A 16,055-nucleotide genomic window follows, 5' to 3' on the forward strand; every position below is an offset into this window, starting at 1 on the left:
TTATTCCAAAGGAGTTCCTAATGCTGTTATAAAACCAGCATTTAGAAACTCCTCATTATCAGACAAACTATCCATTAATGCTCTTTTCCAATGATTCAAACCAAATCTACGTGTATAATCATCTCTTATTTTTTTTAGTGAAACCCTCAACCCATCGATTCCGGATGATTCATACGTTAATTCAAAAGAAGTATACATACTACCTAAAAAGTCATTCGCCTCAGTTCCAAGTCTCTTGTTTAGGTCTATTTTATTTATTTGAAAACAAAGTGAGTCATAGATATTTTGGCTCATGCCACCCACCTTTATGATTTCGAAACTTATAGACAGCGCACCATTATTAATCTCAGTTGATGCAGTAAAAAATATCTCATCGGGCTGTTCAAAATAATACACATGTAAAAAACCAACATCACTTTGAAGTACAGAAGTTCTTTTTTTATTATTGCATTTATGACAGGTCGGTATTAAGTTGCTTGAAAGAATAGCAAGGCACTTATATTTTGATTCTGGTAAATAGTGATCTAGGTCGGTAGTAGCCCCTATGCCACATAGAGGACATTTCTTAGCGCTTAGAAATAATCTTGAACGCAGATCTGAAAGGCGACCTGACTCTTGAACTTCGGAATAGGCATCCTTCAGCGCTTGCTTGGTTTCTTCACTAAGCCCGTCACCTTTGAGTGATTCACATGGCAAACCTTTATTCTCGTGATATATATCATATATACCGTCAATTATATCTAATTCGCCTTCAATTAATTGATACTTTGCTTCTCCGCTTTTATAAGTCAATGCAGTTATTATTTCTTCTTTCCTATTGGAATCATCAGGCAAGGTTAAAGTCCACATATCACTTCTCCTTAATAGCCAACTTAGACATAATATAAGCCCGAGCCTGAATACTAAGTCCTTCATCAAAACATTTTTCAATCATATCCAATGCATTATTACTGTCACGGTACTCCATTACAAGCTTATCTAATTCATTGTGATAATCAGTAACTTGTGTAGTTAAAGAAAAAACAGACGATGTGATAGCCCCAATATTTTCTCCAAAAGTTTCAATGTCAGGCCTCTGAAAATCAATAAAATTACCACTTCTAGATATAACGTTTACATTCTTACTCAATGTTTCTTGTACAACAACAGGTGAGTGTGTAGCCACGATGGAAAAAGCATCAACTTTATTCAGAATTATTCTTAAAGCACTCATTAAAACTGCAAGAAGTGGAGGGTGTAAATGCGTTTCAGGTTCATCAAATAATATCAGGCATCTTTTATCCGCATGAAGAATTATATGCAGCATCGAGTGAAGTACAAACTTATGGCCTGTACTTAGGCCATGAAAATAATCTTTCGCATTCATGATGAAATCATCTTTAATAAGATCATCGACTATTGATGATAATGATGCCTCCTCTCTTAATTTATTTATGGTCAACATAAATATTTCTTTTTTATTCTCATCACTATAAACAATATTAAATGCTTTGCAAAACTCATCACTAAGCACCTCAAGTGGTTTTAGTACTGTATTTTCCTGCCTATCCACTGAAATATATTTTTCATCGTCATTCTCAAAATTAAAACCACTCAAAACAGAATCTAATTCCGCACACACATCTCTTACCCCGCAATATATATACCTCCCCCTACCTTCCTCAAGGTCATTTTTTAACTGAAGTTTTTCTTTATATGTAACACCAGGTATTTGGAAGCTATCGAATGCGCTGTATGACAAATTAATCACCTTAGGAAAACCCAATCCTTCAGGAAGAATCTCCCCTATATTTTTAATTACCTCTTCTTTTCTATCCTGCGTTGAAGAATATGCAACCTTTGAGAGCCTCGCTAATGTTGTACTCTTCCCAGAACCATTTCGCCCGACTATAACTGACATTCGACACGGCAATTTTTCCGTTTCAAAAAAACCATATTGGGTTGAATCAAAATAAATATATAAAGGATTTACCATTCCTGAATGAGAAAATGTAAGCTTCTCACTTATACTTGGTATCGATGAAAATTGATTTTTGATAATAAAAATCGGGAGGGTAAATATATCATCGTCAACCTTTAGATCTCTCATAACTGATTCATGCCATACTTTCTCCTCCTTAAACCCCTGAGACTGATAATCAAAAAGATTAATATCTCGTAAAAAAAACAAAATTTCATTACATATACTAGCTTTTAACTCAGATAGTCGACCATAATAATCTAATGATTGACCAATAGAACAAAACTCGTCACCTAAACTATCTAATTCCCCAACACCTATCATGAAAGAATAGTCATTGGGTTGACCTTTTTTTATTATTTTAACAGCACCGGCATATTCAATACTTTCCGATTTAGTTATCTTCTTTGTTAAATACAAATGATATTTAGTTACAAAGCTATAATCATTCCAATCGTCTTGTTGTAATATCAAATCATAGACATCATTATTATCTGGAACACTTTTCCTCGATGGGGCTGTTACTAAAACTTTCATCCTTACTCCTATAGTAGCTATACACTTCTTTAGTGATTTACTGTCTTCTTCGGCTCATTTCAAGCTCAATATGCTTAATAGCCGGCGTACGTAATACTATTCTCGCCTCGTCTGCCCCGCGACCTATCTCGCTCTTTGTGTTTGAGTATAGGTTCAATCCCCCCGTCAATTCTGGCTTGAATGAAATACATCGTACATTTCTTATATGTAGTTTCATGCAGCTTTAAAGTATCCCAATCATGCATCAAAAAGAAACATACTCTAAGACCTGTCACGGTACAATAACGCCTACACCCTGCTGAGTTAAATTGCAAAAAAAACAGATGGCTCAGCGACAAGCTGACACAGTAAACGAAAAGTTGCTCAAACCTCTGCGCGCGCAATACTCCCTCGCCTACGCGCTCTGACTTTATCATGCACATTTCATGCATGACACAGAGGCCCTGTAAGCCCTTGTGGTGCGGGGTTTCGGCTGTTTTGAGGGGCTGGGAATTAATGCAAAATCATGCACCCTATGCATGCACGCGCAGTTTGAGGCAGGCTAGCCAGAAAAAAGGCTGCTTTCGAGCTTGTGGAACGGTAAAGCCCCGCAGCAAAATCAGTATTGCAGCGGGGCCAGTTCAATCAATGAAGTGTTTGGTTTCGGCTATAACGGCGGTAACGGTTTAATGTCCTTTGTTCCGGCGGCGGTAAATCATCACCGGTCACCGTTTCCGCTTGAATGGGCTGACATAAAATCTTATCGACGCTTTCCACTGTTTTAAACGTACAGGAACACACGATGTTTTGGCACTGATAATAGGCCTCTTTCGTTTGTTCGGTCACATAACGGCTAGTACGGGTATAAGACGAATGGGTACACAGCGGGCAACGCATCATGATGCTGCCCCTTTCTGCTGCAATCGCTGGCGTTTTTCCTTCAGTTCCAAGGCAACCTGCATGCGTCTGGCAGGGCTGCGTTTCAGCTCTGGCAATACGCCGGTTTCTGCCGGTATCGTCAGACCAATATCTTTGAGTACCGGGTGGTCGATATTTTGCTGTGCTATGGCAAGGTGAATACGACCCTGTAGTGTTCCCAGTAGCTGTTGTTCAATCATTTTCATCGGGTCGGTTCCATAGACACCGTAAGCCTGCTTCGCCAGCGCGCAAGCCTTGATAACTTCGGGACTGATAAGCGCTGTGCTCAATGCATCGACTGCCTGACACATAATATGATTTGCAAAGGCCGTGAGTGCAGCTTCGTGCGAAGCCATCATTTTTGGGGCCGACTCGCCGCAACTGAGGTGAAGCTGCATTTTGTCCAGCTCCATTTCCTCAACCAGACTGTCGAACTCTTTCGCCAGCTCCCGTTTGGAAATCCGGCTGTGGTGTTGTGCTTGCAGCTCTGGGGTCATTTCCCCACGCAGTTTCCGAAACAGGATGCGCCACTGGCTTTCTGCCTCATGACTTTCCACTTCCGTGTCTTTCTTCTGTTGATGACAGCGGGCGATCCCCGTAATGACGTCCGTCAGTGCCTGATAGTTTTTGTCGTGGGCGGCGCGGGCATCACGGAGGGCTTGCAGCTTGTCGTTGATGTGCTGGGGTAATGCAGTTGTGCTCATGGGGTTATCTCCGGTGTCAGTCAATGTGAGGCTATTCTGCTGACTGCCGTACAACATCGCCATTCATCCCGGTTGGACTGTCCGCAGGACAACAGCCCCAAAATCTGACGAGAAAACCACCAACGAAGTTTTAGTTCTTATAAAAACTATTCACTACTGTTCACTTTAATAAAAAAGGTAGATAAATCAGTAAATAAAGTAGTGAACAGTTTATCTAAAACTCGTCACCAAGTGTTCACTACTATTCACTCGGCTAAAAACAGCCTTTTTTCTGGCTAGCTGGCATTTAGTGTTTTTATCTATTTATTCGCTGAACACCAATCGATATTACTGGTAAGTGGAGTTGTCATTAATTGTCATAGATTGTCAATATAGGGCAATAAAGGGCAATACACCCATTCGATTGAAAAACAAGCAAAAAAGCTCGGGCACCACACAACATCCCCTTGTTGCCACCCCGCAAAATATTCTCATAATAGGGCGCTACCAGACGAACCCACACAGCGCCGGTGAGATCCCACCGGGCATAAACGAGGTAGCATTCCATGCTTGCAGTTGCCACACAGACCCCTTCCACACTCTCGCCCGTCCCGGTGGATTACACGCCACGCGATCGCTTCATTCGCCTGCCGGAAGTGCTGTACACCACCGGGCTGTCACGCTCTACCGTGTACGAGATGATGACCCGCCATCAGTTCCCGGCCCAAATTTCCCTTGGCGGTAAAACCGTCGCATGGCTCGAATCAGAAGTCGAAAACTGGATGGCTGAACGCATCGCCAACCGTCATCAGGGGGTCGCAGAATGATGCGGTTAACGCTCGGCCGACAGAGCTTTACCCTGAACGACAACGACGCACTGTTTGTGGCGGAAGCCATCCTGTTGCAACGCAAACAGCCGGATATTGCCTTGCCGGAACACCGCAGCGATAAGCACGGCGTGATCCGCCTGGCCAGCAGCCAGGCCGAGCCGCGTCTTTTCCGTGCCGGGTCGGTGCCGCTGACCAGCGCCGCCGCCGTTACCGGCCACGACCAGCTTACCGACTGTTGATCACTATGCGATCGATTGAACATCCGGGGGTGTCTTACCGCTTGCCCCCGCGTCCGGCCCTGCGCTATAGTCCCCCCGCTGTCGCACAATCGGCAGCCGGGCGTAGGAACCCGTGTTACTTATTGGCGACACAACACGCGCCATGCGTGTTTTTTTATGTCGTGGCCTTAGTGCGCTCATTTTTTGCACAGTGGTTTCTATGCTACTGTGGCTATCAAACAATGGTGGCTCAGGCGGGGCAGCCTTCGGGCTGGCCGGTTTCCAATAAGGCCGGTATTCCTACCCCCGTCTGGGCTACCACCCATAAGCGTAGGAACTTCGGTGGTAGCAATAACCAAAACTTATTGGAGGCTGCCACCATGGCTACTATCCTCACCCCGACTCATCCTGAATTCTGTTTCCTGTTTGCGGCCATTCGCCGTACTGCCCTGACGGCAACCCCGTGCATGCTGCGCACCGTGGCGGATTCCGAGCACAGCGCCCGCCGCCTGCTGGCGCGTGACTACATTTTGTCGTTTGCGGGCCGTCTGCCCGTACAGGGGGTGGCATGAATACGCTGGCTGCCCGTTTCCACAGTGAAACCTTCTATCCTATTCCGCATGCTGATTTCCTGCGTCTTCAGCACGCACATTCTACCGGCGTGCTGTTCCTCGACATGCTGGACACGCTCGAATCGACCGGTCAGCGCCCAGACGCCGCTCAAAAAGCCGCTTTCGCGTCTGTCATAGCGGTGCTCACTGACCAGCTCGGGCAGGTCGTCAAAACCTGTGACTCCCACATTCTCGCCAGCATGGAGGCTTCCGCCGCATGAACACCCCACAGTCTTGTTTACCCGTTGAAGTCCGTACCGCCGTTTACCGCCGTGCATTGGCCCATGCCTATCTCGATACCTGCGCGTTTTACCGGGTGAACCCCGGCTATACGCTGGATGAGCTGCAAATGGCGATTGCGATGGACATTGAGGGCTACTTTGTTCGCCAGCACGGCGCGGAGGTGGGCATGGATATGGCGTGTACCATGCTCAGTGACATGGTGCAGCCGGATATTCTGGTGGCGCCGCCGCGCCTGACCACGCTCGGCCAAAAGATGATGGATGAGCTGTGCTGTGGCCGGATGGCCGTCACCTGTAACACCACCGTGCACTGAGGGAGCAAAACAATGACCACATTAAGCGTTTCTCACACCTCACGTGCTGCTACCGGTCACTGGCCGATCTTGCTCCCCGCGCTGGGCATTCACATTACGGCAGGGGGCCGGGCGCAGCCCTGCCCGGTCTGCGGCGGCAAAGACCGCTTTCGCTTTGATAATCTGCAGGGACGTGGCACATGGTTTTGTAACCAGTGCGGCGGTGGCGATGGCCTGAATCTGGTCGAAAAAGCACTGGCCGTGACCACCAAAGAGGCCGCCGTGAAGGTGGCCGGGGTATTGGGTGAACCGTCGGGCAATACATCGCCGGAGCACAATCCCCAGCAGGAACAGCAGGACAAAGCACAGGCGCGAAATAACGCGGCGCAGCAGGCCAGACAACTGCTCGCCAGCGCCCGACAGCAGGCCGGGAATGCCTATCTGACCGCCAAGGGCTGGCCGGATACTGACGCCCTGACATTACAGGGGCCGTCACTGCGTGTCGGCGGCATCACTTACCAGCCCGGCGACCTGCTGTTGCCCCTGACCAACAGCACCGGGGAGGTGGTCAACGTCCAGTTAATTAATGGCGCAGGCGACAAGCGCACGCTGGCCGGGGGACAGGTGAAAAACGCCTGCCATTTCCTGCCCGGGAAAGATAATGCCGTTATCTGGCTGACCGAGGGCTACGCCACCGGCCTGACCGTGCACCACCTGACCGGGGAAAGTGTCTGTGTTGCCCTTAGCGCCAATATCCTGCCCGCGATGGCGCAGCAGTTGCGCACCCACTACCCTGACGCGTTGTTGCTGCTGGCGGCCGATAATGACGAGAACGGCACCGGGCAAACCCGCGCCGCCGAAGCCGCCCAACTGAGCGGCGGCAAACCGGCGCTACCACCAGAGGTGGGGGATTGGAACGACGTATACCTGCAACAGGGCAAGCTGGCTGCGCTTGCGCAGTTGACGGCCTTTAGCCAGCCCAAGCAACCCAGCCCGTTTGATACGCTCAGCGATGCCGACCTGAAAGCCATGAGCGCCAGTGAAAAGGCCGAACTGCTGGCGGAGCACTACCAGCACCTGTTGGCCGTGCCACCGGTCGGTGAAGACCTGTGCCGCTATGAAAACGGCGCATGGCAGGTGTTACCGTACCGGGTACTCAGCCGCGAGATTGCCGCGCTGTTCCAGAAAATCCGCGCCCCGTTCTCAGCGGCGGGGATCAACAGCATTCTGGACACGCTCCGGCTGATGGTGCCGCAAATGGGCACGCCGGCACGGCACCTGATTGGTTTCCGTAACGGGGTGTTTGATACCACCACCGGGCAATTCAGCGCACACCAGAAAACGCACTGGCTACGAACCGTCAACAGCGTGGATTACACACCGCCCAAGGCCGGGGAAAATCTGGCCGACCACGCCCCGTATTTTTGGCGCTGGCTGACCCGCGCCGCTGGGCAACAACCCGACAAGCAGGCGCGTATTCTCGCCGCGCTGTTTATGGTGCTGGCGAACCGCTATGACTGGCAACTGTTCCTTGAAGTCACCGGCCCCGGCGGCAGTGGCAAAAGCGTGATGGCCGCGATAGCCAGCCTGCTGGCGGGGAAAGACAACACCACCTCGGCCACCATTGATACGCTGGAATCTTCACGGGAACGCGCCTCCGTGGTCGGGTTCTCGCTGATTATCCTGCCTGACCAAGAGAAATGGAGCGGTGACGGGGCGGGTATCAAAGCGATCACCGGCGGCGATGCGGTGGCTATCGACCCAAAATACCGGGATGCCTACTCCACGCACATTCCGGCGGTGATTCTGGCGGTGAATAACAACCCGATGCAGTTCAGTGACCGCAGCGGCGGTGTGTCCCGTCGCCGGGTGATCCTGCCGTTCCCGGAGGTGATACCGGCCAATGAGCGTGACCCGCAGTTGCTGGCAAAAATTACCGGCGAGCTGGCAGTGATAGTGCGCCACCTGATGCAGCGCTTTGCCGTGCCCAATGACGCCCGAGCATTGCTCGAAGCGCAACAGAACTCGGGGGAAGCGCTGGAGATTAAACGCAGTGCCGATCCGCTGGTCGATTTCTGCGGCTACCTGCTGGCAGTCAATACGCCTGACGGTCTGTATATCGGTAATGCCAACATTACCCCGGCGAACCCGCGTAAATACCTGTATCACGCGTACCTCTCTTACATGGAAGCCCGGGGGCACAAGTACCCATTGAATCTGACCGCGTTCGGGCGTGCCGTGCCGCAAACGCTGCGTGAGTATGAAATAGCGCTGTTGAAACGCAAGACCAATCAGGGGATGCAAACCAACCTGATATTAAGCGAAGACTGTGAAGCCGACTGGCTGCCCAAATGTGAAATGCGCTAAGCGAATAGCGTCACGATCGTTTCTGCCGATCAATACGCGGTTATTGATCTGCCGAACCCATTGGACGCTGTTGTGCGGGGCCGCTTATAGTCGTCCTGTACAAACCGCATACACCCAACACCGGGGAACCCCGTAGCGGTGACTACTCAGGCCTGCGTTGCAGGCCTTTTCTTTGTCTAAAACCTCTCCCTGCTGCTCATCCACTGTGCAAACAATCACCGAATTAGGTCGGTATTTTGCATTTTTGGGTCTTACTGTTCACTGCAAGTGACCAGTAAGAGCAAACTCGTCACCGACTAATCACTGGTTAATCTATTGTTTTTAAACAATTAAAACCAAAAGTGAACAGTGTGACCAGTTTTTCTATAAATCTTTTTTTCTGAGAAAGATGACGGATTGGATCTATCATGGGGCAGAGCCAAAAACAGACTTATTTAAGGGATAACCGCTAAGATGGAAACGACCAAGAAAATAATTTTGGAAGGATTAGAACGGCATGATTTAAGCGAACTACCCGGCCGCCCTTATGATTGTTCCTTCGAATTGTTAGCAGCCAAGCCAGCAAGAAAGCGCTTAATCATGGTTGGGTTCAATGGTTCATCTGCGGATGACGGTTTTACAAATGCTGAAGCAGTGATAAACGGCTTTAATTCACCTTGTTTCTCTAATGTTCAGGCCGGTACTGAAGGTGAATGGGGTATCAAACATTTGGCAAACCGCCTGCAATCAGTCCCTGAGCAGCTAGGCTTTAGATGGCAAGATACTGTCTATACCAATGCACTACTCATGTGTTCTAAAGATGCCCTGTCGCTCAAAAAAAGTGCTCAAGAGAGCGCGATTGGCAGTTTGGATCGACTGATTGAAAAATCGATGAGTTTCTTTGAAAACGTTACCGTCCCCCTGTGCAAACCTGAGCTAATTATTGCTTACAGTAACGGAATGAACTCTCACTCAGCAGCTCGCTTGCTATTAAAAGCATTCGGCGATGGCGATGAACCCGAGTACATAAGCCGAAACCGCTACTACTCCACGTTCTGCTTTACGGCACGGTTTAAGCAATTCGATGTGCCTGTGGTAGGTATCCGCCACATGTCGCGCTTCAAACCTGATGTGCAGCTCATCAAACAAGCATGGGAAAAAAAGCGCTAATTGGTGATACCAGATTCTAGAATCCCCCTCTAAATCGGTGTCACTTTCCCGCATTGGTATACGCTTAGGTATATCCCACAAGTCTGAACTCAATTTTTATCAATAATTACAACAAACTAATCTAGTTATTCAGATTCCCCCAGCCCAAATAGGTCACCGGTGATACCAGATAGATCCGGTGGCAATAACGAAAAAGCCCGCAATTCACGTTGCGGGCTTTTTTGAGCCTGTAAAACAGATAACGGCTAGTGATCCAAATACAGGTAGTGCATCCAGCTGGTCATGCGCAGCAGGACTTTGCGCATAATGGAAAGATGCTCAAAGTGCTCGGTATACACCGCAGTCTGCGCCGTCACGCCATCGGGCAGTTTGTCGAGTTCCTTGCTGGGGGCCAGATCAATCATCACGTAAACCCCTTCCTGTTGGGCGCCGACATTTAACCCCTGCAATGCCCCGCTGGCTTGGTAGCTGCCGTCCGGTACCACCGGCAATACCCGCGTCACCGAGCCACCATAAACTTTGCCCGGCAAACCGTTAAATACCACCTCGGCTTTATCGCCCTCGGTTAAACGCAGGATCGAGTTTTGCCGGAATACCGCCACCACCTGCCGTTTTTGCTGCGGAATAAAAATCATCACCGGCTTGAAAGGTAAACGCACTGCGGTGGTGCCCGGCCTCGCCAGTACCTGGGTAACATAACCGTCGCTGGGTGCGCGAATAGTGGTTTGTTCCAGGTTATAAGTGGCCTCTGCGATTTGTGACTTCAGGCTGGCGATATGGGCATCTTCACCGTTGTAGTGGCCCGAAAGCTGCTCCCTCGCCTGCTGATGCTGAGCCCTGGCGGCCTGCAGCGAGGCGGATTGCGCCTGGTATTGTTGCTGCGCATGGCTGATGTCTTGCTCAGAAAAAGGGTTGACCGCCATGGTCGCGCCTTTGGCGTAGCGCTGATAATCTTTGCGGGCACGCTCATACTCGGCATTTACCCGCTGAACATTCGCGGCAGACTCACTCAATGTTGCCTGGCGTCCGCGTACATCCGCCTGCGCACCGGCAAGCTCCGCCTGCAATTTGTTGAGCCGGGCGCGGTAGCGGGTATCATCAAGGCGAAACAGAACGTCCCCTTTGCGCAGTAACACGTTGGTTTTATCGGTCACTTCAACAATCATTCCCGAGACCTGCGGGACGATCGGCACGGATATCGCGATCTTCTGCGCCCGGTAGGTATAAGGATGGTTGTAATTCATGCCCAGGATTAAAGCACCCACAATGAAAATACCGCCAAGCACCGCCGTCGGCACCGTCCATTTATTGACCGGAATACGGAACAGTTTGAATACGCCGTAGCTCAGCGCAACGTAGCTGAGAATAATTAAGAGATCCATACTGTTTGCTTAACCTTTATTGGACGACGAGCTTTGATCTGCAACCTGCGTCTGCATACGCTGCAATTCACTTTCGAGCCGATTAATCCGCGCCTGCAACACATCAGGTTGCTCAGCTTTATCGCTCATTCCCCAGCCCCGCTCTGGGCGGTATAAGGTCGCCCAAATCCATAACAGTGGCCAAATGGCATGCAGAGTAAACAGGCTAACCCAGCCCGCCACATGAATGGCATCCTGATGCGGGTGCTGCCGTTTCTTGGCCAGCAAATAAGGAATATCGTGAATAATAATCACGCCGTAAAACAGAATTAAAAAAACGGCGATCAATACGCCTAAAGCGAAGTAATCTAGGAACATGCAACACCCTGGTTAATAAGGCTAAACTAATTGCCGACGTCTATGACGTCTTATATTCTTTAATATCATTGGCAATGGTATCTATGGCATTTTTCACATCGGCCACTTTTAACTGCGATTTTTCATTATTCAGGTTCTCTCCGGACGCCTTCCTCACCACTTTGATTACCGGCTGGTTGGTTGAGGCGTCAATAAACTCACCTTCCATATAAACGGCGCTTTCCATGGTGCGGTGGCCGGTTACACTTTGCGTTGCGGCAACCAGTAGCGTAATCGGCAGTACCTCATACACCTGTAGCCCCTTCTTCTGCGTGTCGATCGCCGTGATAGCCCCACGGAAAATCAGCGTGTTTTCACGCGGAACATCCTCCAGGATAAAATGCGACCCCATAGCTTGCTTGAACTGCCTGTTGGTGTAACTGAGAATATTATCAAGCGCCTGCTGACTCACCATCTCGCTAGGTTTTGGCCGTGGGAAAAAGATCATCGGCTGGTAAACCAGATATTTATATTTGGAAAAATCAACGTTCTTATCCTTCCAATATAATACATCCTTACCGGAGGCCGATTGGCTCTTGGTAATATCATTATAATTAGGCAGAAACGTCGAGTATTTCTCTTTTTCAGTGACCGATGATGAGCAGGCGGTCAATGTTAACGCCACGGGTAAAATTATCGCGCAGGTTTTTTTCATTATAATCTTCCATGTCAATTTTAATGCATAGCAAATAATTGACCAAAAGAATACCCGCCGGTCAGTGATAAGTCATATGACAATACCGGCAAAAATGTATATCATTTTTGATATACAAACTCAAAATGGCTCACCGCGTGAAAGCAAAAGACTTCAGGTTCGACGAACTCAGGATCGTTCGCACCATCGCCGAAACCGCCAGCGTCAGTAAGGCGGCACAGCTGCTGGATATGCCGCAATCCAATGTGTCGCGCACCCTGACGGCGTTGGAACGGCGACTTGGCCTGGAGATATTTCTACGCAGCCCACGAACGCTGTCTTTGACCGAGTTTGGTGAACAGTTTTTACGTCGCGCCACACTGCTATTAGATGAGCATAACGACCTGCTCGATATGTCCGGTACCTATAAACAAAGCCTGAACGGCATGGTGACCCTGGGTGCGCCGATCGGTATTCACTCCTTCCTGACCCGTTATCTGCTGCCGCCCCTGCTGCGTGGATCTCCCGAACTGATCGTCGATTTAGTCACCCGCAACCCGGATGAACGCGAGAAAAAATACGGTGCGGTTTTTGATAGCGACTGCGACCTGCTGATTAGCATCTTCCAGCCGCAGAATGAAAGCCTGATCGCCCGGCCATTGACCCGTTTTCGCGTCGGGCTGTTTGCATCGCCGGATTATATTGCCAGCTCACCGCTTATCGAGCCGACGGAGCTGGCGCAACATCGTTGTATTACCCTGCGAGTGTTGGGCGGCAGCCGCAATACCTGGAGCTTTTACAACCCGCAGGGCCAGTTGGTCGATGTGGCGGTCAACGGCTCCAGTATCTGTGACAATATCTTGCCGGCGATCGAGCTGGCCAAGCAGGGGTTGGGCATTGTCTATGCCCCCTATTACTCGGTGGCTTCCGCACTGGAGTCAGGTTCACTGCTGCCCTGCATTGAGCGCGAACGCTGCATCGATATGCAGGCTTACCTCATTTACCGTCAACGCGGCGTGCTCCCCCACCGGGTGCAGGTGATGATGGACAGCATCATGAATACCATCAAAATACATGAGTATCGATTGGTCTAACCCCGCCGGCTCAGTCAGCCGTGGTCCTGCGCCTGCTTGATAAAATCGATAAATGCCTGCAACGGCGCGGGTATAAATCTTCGGTCGGAATAATAGAGATAGGGCCCGGAAAACTGCGGCCACCAGCTCTCGAGCACCGGCTCCAAATCCCCCCGGGTCAAATAAGGCCTTAACCAGTCCTCAAATAAGTAGATAATCCCCACGCCAGCCACGGCAGCCTCTATGGCCAGATCGGTAGCGCCTCCCGCCTGTACCGTCAGCGGTCCCTCAGGGTGAATAACCCGTTTATCCCCCTGCCTTTCAAACTCCCAGGGATAGGTTTTACCACTGGGGAAACGCCCTTGCAGGCAAGCATGAGTGAACAGATCCTGCGGATGTTCAGGCCGCCCACAGCGATCAAGATAATCCGGCGCAGCAGCAGCGGCAAAGCGTTGTATTCTCGGACCGATAGGCACCGCGATCATATCCTTTTCCAGCCGCTCTTCATAACGGATACCGGCGTCGCAGCCCGCAGCCAGTACATCGACAAAACTTTCGTCCGTCTGCACCTCCAGCTTGATCTCCGGATAGGCAGCGAGAAATGCCGGGATCAGCGCAGGCAACACCAGCCGCGCCACGCTGGTCGGCACATTCAGCTTCAGCGAACCGGCGGGCTTATCGCGAAAACCATTGACCACATCGAGCGCCCCCTGCACTTCAGCCAGTGCCGGTCCCAGCCTTTTCAGCAGGCCATAACCGGCGGCGGTGGCCGTGACGCTGCGCGTGGTGCGATTGAACAGCCTGACACCGAGTTGTTTCTCCAGGCGACGAATGGCGTCGCTAACGCCGGAGGCGCTGCGCCCCAGGGTTCTGGCACCTTCACGGAATCCCCCCGTACGTGCCACGGCGAGAAAGGCATGTAAATCATCTAAATCGGTGTTCATTGTCCGTTTCCCCGTACAACCCGTCCACTGCCCCGCTACTTATCACCGTCGGCGGCAACGCTTATTATAAATAGACGCGGTAGCCCCGCTTACCCTCTAGGAGACTGGTTATGTTCAATCGCGATCAACACAACACCTTCAACCTCGGCGATCGAAACGTCAAGCGACTTGGCTACGGTGCCATGCAACTGGCCGGTCCGGGCGTGTTTGGGCCGCCCAAAGATCCTGATGCCGCACTGGCGATACTGCGCGAAGCGGTAGCCTCTGGCGTTAACCATATAGACACCAGCGACTTCTACGGCCCGCACGTCACTAACCAACTGATTAAATCCGCGCTGGCGCCTTACCCGGACGACCTGACTCTGGTCACCAAAATCGGGGCGCGACGGGGAACCGATGCCTCATGGCTGCCTGCGTTTTCCGCCGAAGAGTTGACCCGTGCAGTGCATGACAACCTGCGCAATCTTGGTCTTGAGACGCTGGATGTGGTTAACCTGAGAATTATGTTCAGTGCCCATGGCCCGGCAGAGGGGTCTATCGAAGCACCTTTAGCCGCATTAGCTGAGCTGCAGCAACAGGGTCTGGTGAGGCACATTGGCCTGAGTAATGTCACCCCGACTCAGGTCGCTCAGGCGCGTAGTATTTGCCGTATTGTCTGCGTGCAAAATCACTACAACCTGATCAACCGCAGCGATGACGCCCTGATTGATAGCTTGGCGCGTGAAGGCATTGCCTACGTGCCATTTTTCCCACTCGGTGGCTTTAGTCCAATCCAGTCGTCGGCCTTATCCGAAATCGCTCAACGCCTCGGGGCCACACCGTTACAAACCGCCCTGGCCTGGCTGTATCACCGTTCGCCCAATATTCTGCTGATACCAGGCACTTCTTCCGTCAACCACCTGCGAGAAAATCTCGCGGTACCTGACTTACCCTGGACAGAAGAGATTGCCCAAGCGCTGGACGCCATTGCCTGACAGCAAGCTGACCACCTTATTTGATATGGAAATCAGTGGGATGTGCGGATAACATGACGACGCTGCCTAAATATACGGCAGCGGTTTAACTCAAACAGGAGTCGTTATGACACAAAATATTTATGACAATCAGGCCTTTTTCGACGGCTATGCCCAGCTCAGCCGCTCGGTGCACGGGCTGGACGGCGCGCCGGAGTGGCCGACCATCCGCAGCATCCTGCCGGATTTACACGGCAAGCAGGTGGTCGATCTGGGCTGTGGTTATGGCTGGTTCTGCCGCAGCGCGCGTGAACAGGGCGCCGCCAGGGTTCTCGGCCTGGATCTGTCGGAGAAAATGCTCAACAAGGCCCGGGCGCTGACGCAAGACGCCAGCATCGCATATCACCAGCAGGACCTGGAACAGCTTCAACTGCCAACGGCCTCTTTTGATCTGGCCTACAGTTCGCTGACGCTGCACTACATCGAAGATCTGGCGCGATTGTTCGCCACGGTTTATCAGGCGCTGGTGCCGGGTGGGCAATTTATCTTCACCGCTGAACACCCGATCTATACCGCGCCAAAGCATCAAGGCTGGCAGGTAGACGAAAACGGGCAAAAATCCTGGCCGGTCAACGGTTATCAGCAGGAAGGTCAACGGATTTCAAACTGGTTGGCGGAAGGGGTTATCAAGCAACACCGCATGCTCGGCAGTTACGTGAACTTGCTGGTGCAGCAAGGGTTCGTCGTGAGTTATCTCAATGAATGGGGCCCTTCGGCACAGCAAATCGCAGAAAACCCCGCGCTGGACGAAGAGAAAGAACGCCCGATGATTTTTATTCTGGCCGCCCATAAACCCGCATAGTTATCCCCTGCCACAGTAAATCCT

General features: G+C 50.9%; 18 protein-coding genes. 10 read left to right on the plus strand and 8 right to left on the minus strand.

Annotated features, from left to right (window positions below; all coding sequences use genetic code 11):
* The 4 genes from OCH02_RS15470 to OCH02_RS15485 form a co-directional block, all read right to left on the minus strand.
* Positions 1–849: an HNH endonuclease gene (locus tag OCH02_RS15470; protein ID WP_261431979.1), complete on the minus strand. Its 849-nt coding sequence runs from the start codon at positions 847–849 to the stop codon at positions 1–3.
* Position 850: 1 nt separating this feature from the next.
* Entirely contained in the window at positions 851–2,497 is a 1,647-nt protein-coding gene (locus OCH02_RS15475) for an AAA family ATPase (RefSeq protein ID WP_261431980.1), read from the minus strand.
* Between the two features lie 624 nt (positions 2,498–3,121).
* Positions 3,122–3,376 carry an ogr/Delta-like zinc finger family protein gene (locus OCH02_RS15480; RefSeq protein ID WP_261431981.1) on the minus strand — a complete coding sequence of 85 codons (255 nt, stop codon included), beginning with the start codon at positions 3,374–3,376 and terminating at the stop codon, positions 3,122–3,124.
* A complete protein-coding gene (locus OCH02_RS15485; RefSeq protein WP_261431982.1) occupies positions 3,373–4,155 on the minus strand; it encodes an NAD-dependent aldehyde dehydrogenase in 783 nt (260 codons plus the stop codon). The genes OCH02_RS15480 and OCH02_RS15485 overlap by 4 nt, the downstream gene beginning before the upstream one ends.
* 488 nt (positions 4,156–4,643) lie before the next feature.
* On the opposite strand from OCH02_RS15485, the gene OCH02_RS15490 reads away from it, so the two are divergent.
* The 7 genes from OCH02_RS15490 (at position 4,644) to OCH02_RS15520 (ending at position 9,787) form a co-directional block, all read left to right on the plus strand.
* Positions 4,644–4,904 (plus strand): helix-turn-helix transcriptional regulator, encoded by a 261-nt coding sequence (locus OCH02_RS15490; protein WP_261414191.1) that lies wholly within the window; start codon positions 4,644–4,646, stop codon positions 4,902–4,904.
* Positions 4,901–5,146: a hypothetical protein gene (locus OCH02_RS15495; RefSeq protein ID WP_261414190.1), complete on the plus strand. Its 246-nt coding sequence runs from the start codon at positions 4,901–4,903 to the stop codon at positions 5,144–5,146. The genes OCH02_RS15490 and OCH02_RS15495 overlap by 4 nt, the downstream gene beginning before the upstream one ends.
* A 5-nt stretch (positions 5,147–5,151) precedes the next feature.
* Positions 5,152–5,697, plus strand: a complete 546-nt coding sequence (locus tag OCH02_RS15500; protein ID WP_261431983.1) for a host cell division inhibitor Icd-like protein — start codon at positions 5,152–5,154, stop codon at positions 5,695–5,697.
* The gene (locus tag OCH02_RS15505; RefSeq protein WP_046374790.1) at positions 5,694–5,957 is read left to right on the plus strand and encodes a hypothetical protein; all 264 of its coding nucleotides are present in this window, start codon (positions 5,694–5,696) and stop codon (positions 5,955–5,957) included. The genes OCH02_RS15500 and OCH02_RS15505 overlap by 4 nt, the downstream gene beginning before the upstream one ends.
* The gene (locus OCH02_RS15510; RefSeq protein ID WP_107227513.1) at positions 5,954–6,292 is read left to right on the plus strand and encodes a DUF5375 family protein; all 339 of its coding nucleotides are present in this window, start codon (positions 5,954–5,956) and stop codon (positions 6,290–6,292) included. The genes OCH02_RS15505 and OCH02_RS15510 overlap by 4 nt, the downstream gene beginning before the upstream one ends.
* A 12-nt stretch (positions 6,293–6,304) precedes the next feature.
* A complete protein-coding gene (locus OCH02_RS15515) occupies positions 6,305–8,638 on the plus strand; it encodes a primase-helicase zinc-binding domain-containing protein (protein ID WP_261431984.1) in 2,334 nt (777 codons plus the stop codon).
* A gap of 453 nt (positions 8,639–9,091) precedes the next feature.
* Entirely contained in the window at positions 9,092–9,787 is a 696-nt protein-coding gene (locus OCH02_RS15520; protein ID WP_261431985.1) for a hypothetical protein, read from the plus strand.
* Positions 9,788–10,032: 245 nt separating this feature from the next.
* Here the strand turns inward: OCH02_RS15520 and OCH02_RS15525 are convergent, their stop codons facing one another.
* From OCH02_RS15525 to OCH02_RS15535, 3 genes are read right to left on the minus strand one after another with little or no spacing between them, the layout of a single operon-like run.
* Positions 10,033–11,169 (minus strand): HlyD family secretion protein, encoded by a 1,137-nt coding sequence (locus OCH02_RS15525; RefSeq protein WP_261431987.1) that lies wholly within the window; start codon positions 11,167–11,169, stop codon positions 10,033–10,035.
* Between the two features lie 9 nt (positions 11,170–11,178).
* Positions 11,179–11,526, minus strand: coding sequence for a DUF3302 domain-containing protein (locus OCH02_RS15530; protein WP_174354879.1), 348 nt, complete (start codon positions 11,524–11,526; stop codon positions 11,179–11,181).
* Between the two features lie 40 nt (positions 11,527–11,566).
* Complete coding sequence (locus OCH02_RS15535; protein WP_261431988.1) at positions 11,567–12,220, minus strand: DUF3313 domain-containing protein; 654 nt, start codon at positions 12,218–12,220, stop codon at positions 11,567–11,569.
* A 125-nt stretch (positions 12,221–12,345) separates the two neighbouring features.
* Between OCH02_RS15535 and OCH02_RS15540 the strand changes: the two genes are divergently transcribed.
* Positions 12,346–13,293 (plus strand): LysR family transcriptional regulator, encoded by a 948-nt coding sequence (locus OCH02_RS15540; protein WP_261431989.1) that lies wholly within the window; start codon positions 12,346–12,348, stop codon positions 13,291–13,293.
* Positions 13,294–13,307: 14 nt separating this feature from the next.
* Here the strand turns inward: OCH02_RS15540 and OCH02_RS15545 are convergent, their stop codons facing one another.
* Complete coding sequence (locus tag OCH02_RS15545; RefSeq protein WP_261431990.1) at positions 13,308–14,216, minus strand: LysR family transcriptional regulator; 909 nt, start codon at positions 14,214–14,216, stop codon at positions 13,308–13,310.
* A 110-nt stretch (positions 14,217–14,326) separates the two neighbouring features.
* Between OCH02_RS15545 and OCH02_RS15550 the strand changes: the two genes are divergently transcribed.
* Positions 14,327–15,190 (plus strand): aldo/keto reductase family oxidoreductase, encoded by an 864-nt coding sequence (locus OCH02_RS15550; RefSeq protein WP_261431992.1) that lies wholly within the window; start codon positions 14,327–14,329, stop codon positions 15,188–15,190.
* Positions 15,191–15,296: 106 nt separating this feature from the next.
* Complete coding sequence (locus tag OCH02_RS15555) at positions 15,297–16,031, plus strand: class I SAM-dependent methyltransferase (RefSeq protein WP_261431993.1); 735 nt, start codon at positions 15,297–15,299, stop codon at positions 16,029–16,031.
* Positions 16,032–16,055: the final 24 nt, after the last annotated feature.

Origin of the sequence: Serratia quinivorans, from assembly GCF_946227985.1 — a bacterium.
Taxonomy (GTDB): Bacteria; Pseudomonadota; Gammaproteobacteria; order Enterobacterales; family Enterobacteriaceae; genus Serratia; species Serratia quinivorans_A.

Excerpts from the sequence above, each read along its gene's own strand:
- OCH02_RS15520 (WP_261431985.1), top strand. The coding sequence starts at position 9,092 with ATGGAAACGACCAAGAAAATAATTTTGGAAGGATTAGAACGGCATGAT.
- OCH02_RS15555 (WP_261431993.1), top strand. The coding sequence starts at position 15,297 with ATGACACAAAATATTTATGACAATCAGGCCTTTTTCGACGGCTATGCC.
- OCH02_RS15500 (WP_261431983.1), top strand. The coding sequence starts at position 5,152 with ATGCGATCGATTGAACATCCGGGGGTGTCTTACCGCTTGCCCCCGCGT.
- OCH02_RS15550 (WP_261431992.1), top strand. The coding sequence starts at position 14,327 with ATGTTCAATCGCGATCAACACAACACCTTCAACCTCGGCGATCGAAAC.
- OCH02_RS15540 (WP_261431989.1), top strand. The coding sequence starts at position 12,346 with ATGGCTCACCGCGTGAAAGCAAAAGACTTCAGGTTCGACGAACTCAGG.
- OCH02_RS15545 (WP_261431990.1), bottom strand. The coding sequence starts at position 14,216 with ATGAACACCGATTTAGATGATTTACATGCCTTTCTCGCCGTGGCACGT.
- OCH02_RS15510 (WP_107227513.1), top strand. The coding sequence starts at position 5,954 with ATGAACACCCCACAGTCTTGTTTACCCGTTGAAGTCCGTACCGCCGTT.
- OCH02_RS15525 (WP_261431987.1), bottom strand. The coding sequence starts at position 11,169 with ATGGATCTCTTAATTATTCTCAGCTACGTTGCGCTGAGCTACGGCGTA.
- OCH02_RS15475 (WP_261431980.1), bottom strand. The coding sequence starts at position 2,497 with ATGAAAGTTTTAGTAACAGCCCCATCGAGGAAAAGTGTTCCAGATAAT.
- OCH02_RS15530 (WP_174354879.1), bottom strand. The coding sequence starts at position 11,526 with ATGTTCCTAGATTACTTCGCTTTAGGCGTATTGATCGCCGTTTTTTTA.
- OCH02_RS15515 (WP_261431984.1), top strand. The coding sequence starts at position 6,305 with ATGACCACATTAAGCGTTTCTCACACCTCACGTGCTGCTACCGGTCAC.
- OCH02_RS15485 (WP_261431982.1), bottom strand. The coding sequence starts at position 4,155 with ATGTTGTACGGCAGTCAGCAGAATAGCCTCACATTGACTGACACCGGA.
- OCH02_RS15495 (WP_261414190.1), top strand. The coding sequence starts at position 4,901 with ATGATGCGGTTAACGCTCGGCCGACAGAGCTTTACCCTGAACGACAAC.
- OCH02_RS15470 (WP_261431979.1), bottom strand. The coding sequence starts at position 849 with ATGTGGACTTTAACCTTGCCTGATGATTCCAATAGGAAAGAAGAAATA.
- OCH02_RS15490 (WP_261414191.1), top strand. The coding sequence starts at position 4,644 with ATGCTTGCAGTTGCCACACAGACCCCTTCCACACTCTCGCCCGTCCCG.
- OCH02_RS15535 (WP_261431988.1), bottom strand. The coding sequence starts at position 12,220 with ATGAAAAAAACCTGCGCGATAATTTTACCCGTGGCGTTAACATTGACC.
- OCH02_RS15505 (WP_046374790.1), top strand. The coding sequence starts at position 5,694 with ATGAATACGCTGGCTGCCCGTTTCCACAGTGAAACCTTCTATCCTATT.
- OCH02_RS15480 (WP_261431981.1), bottom strand. The coding sequence starts at position 3,376 with ATGATGCGTTGCCCGCTGTGTACCCATTCGTCTTATACCCGTACTAGC.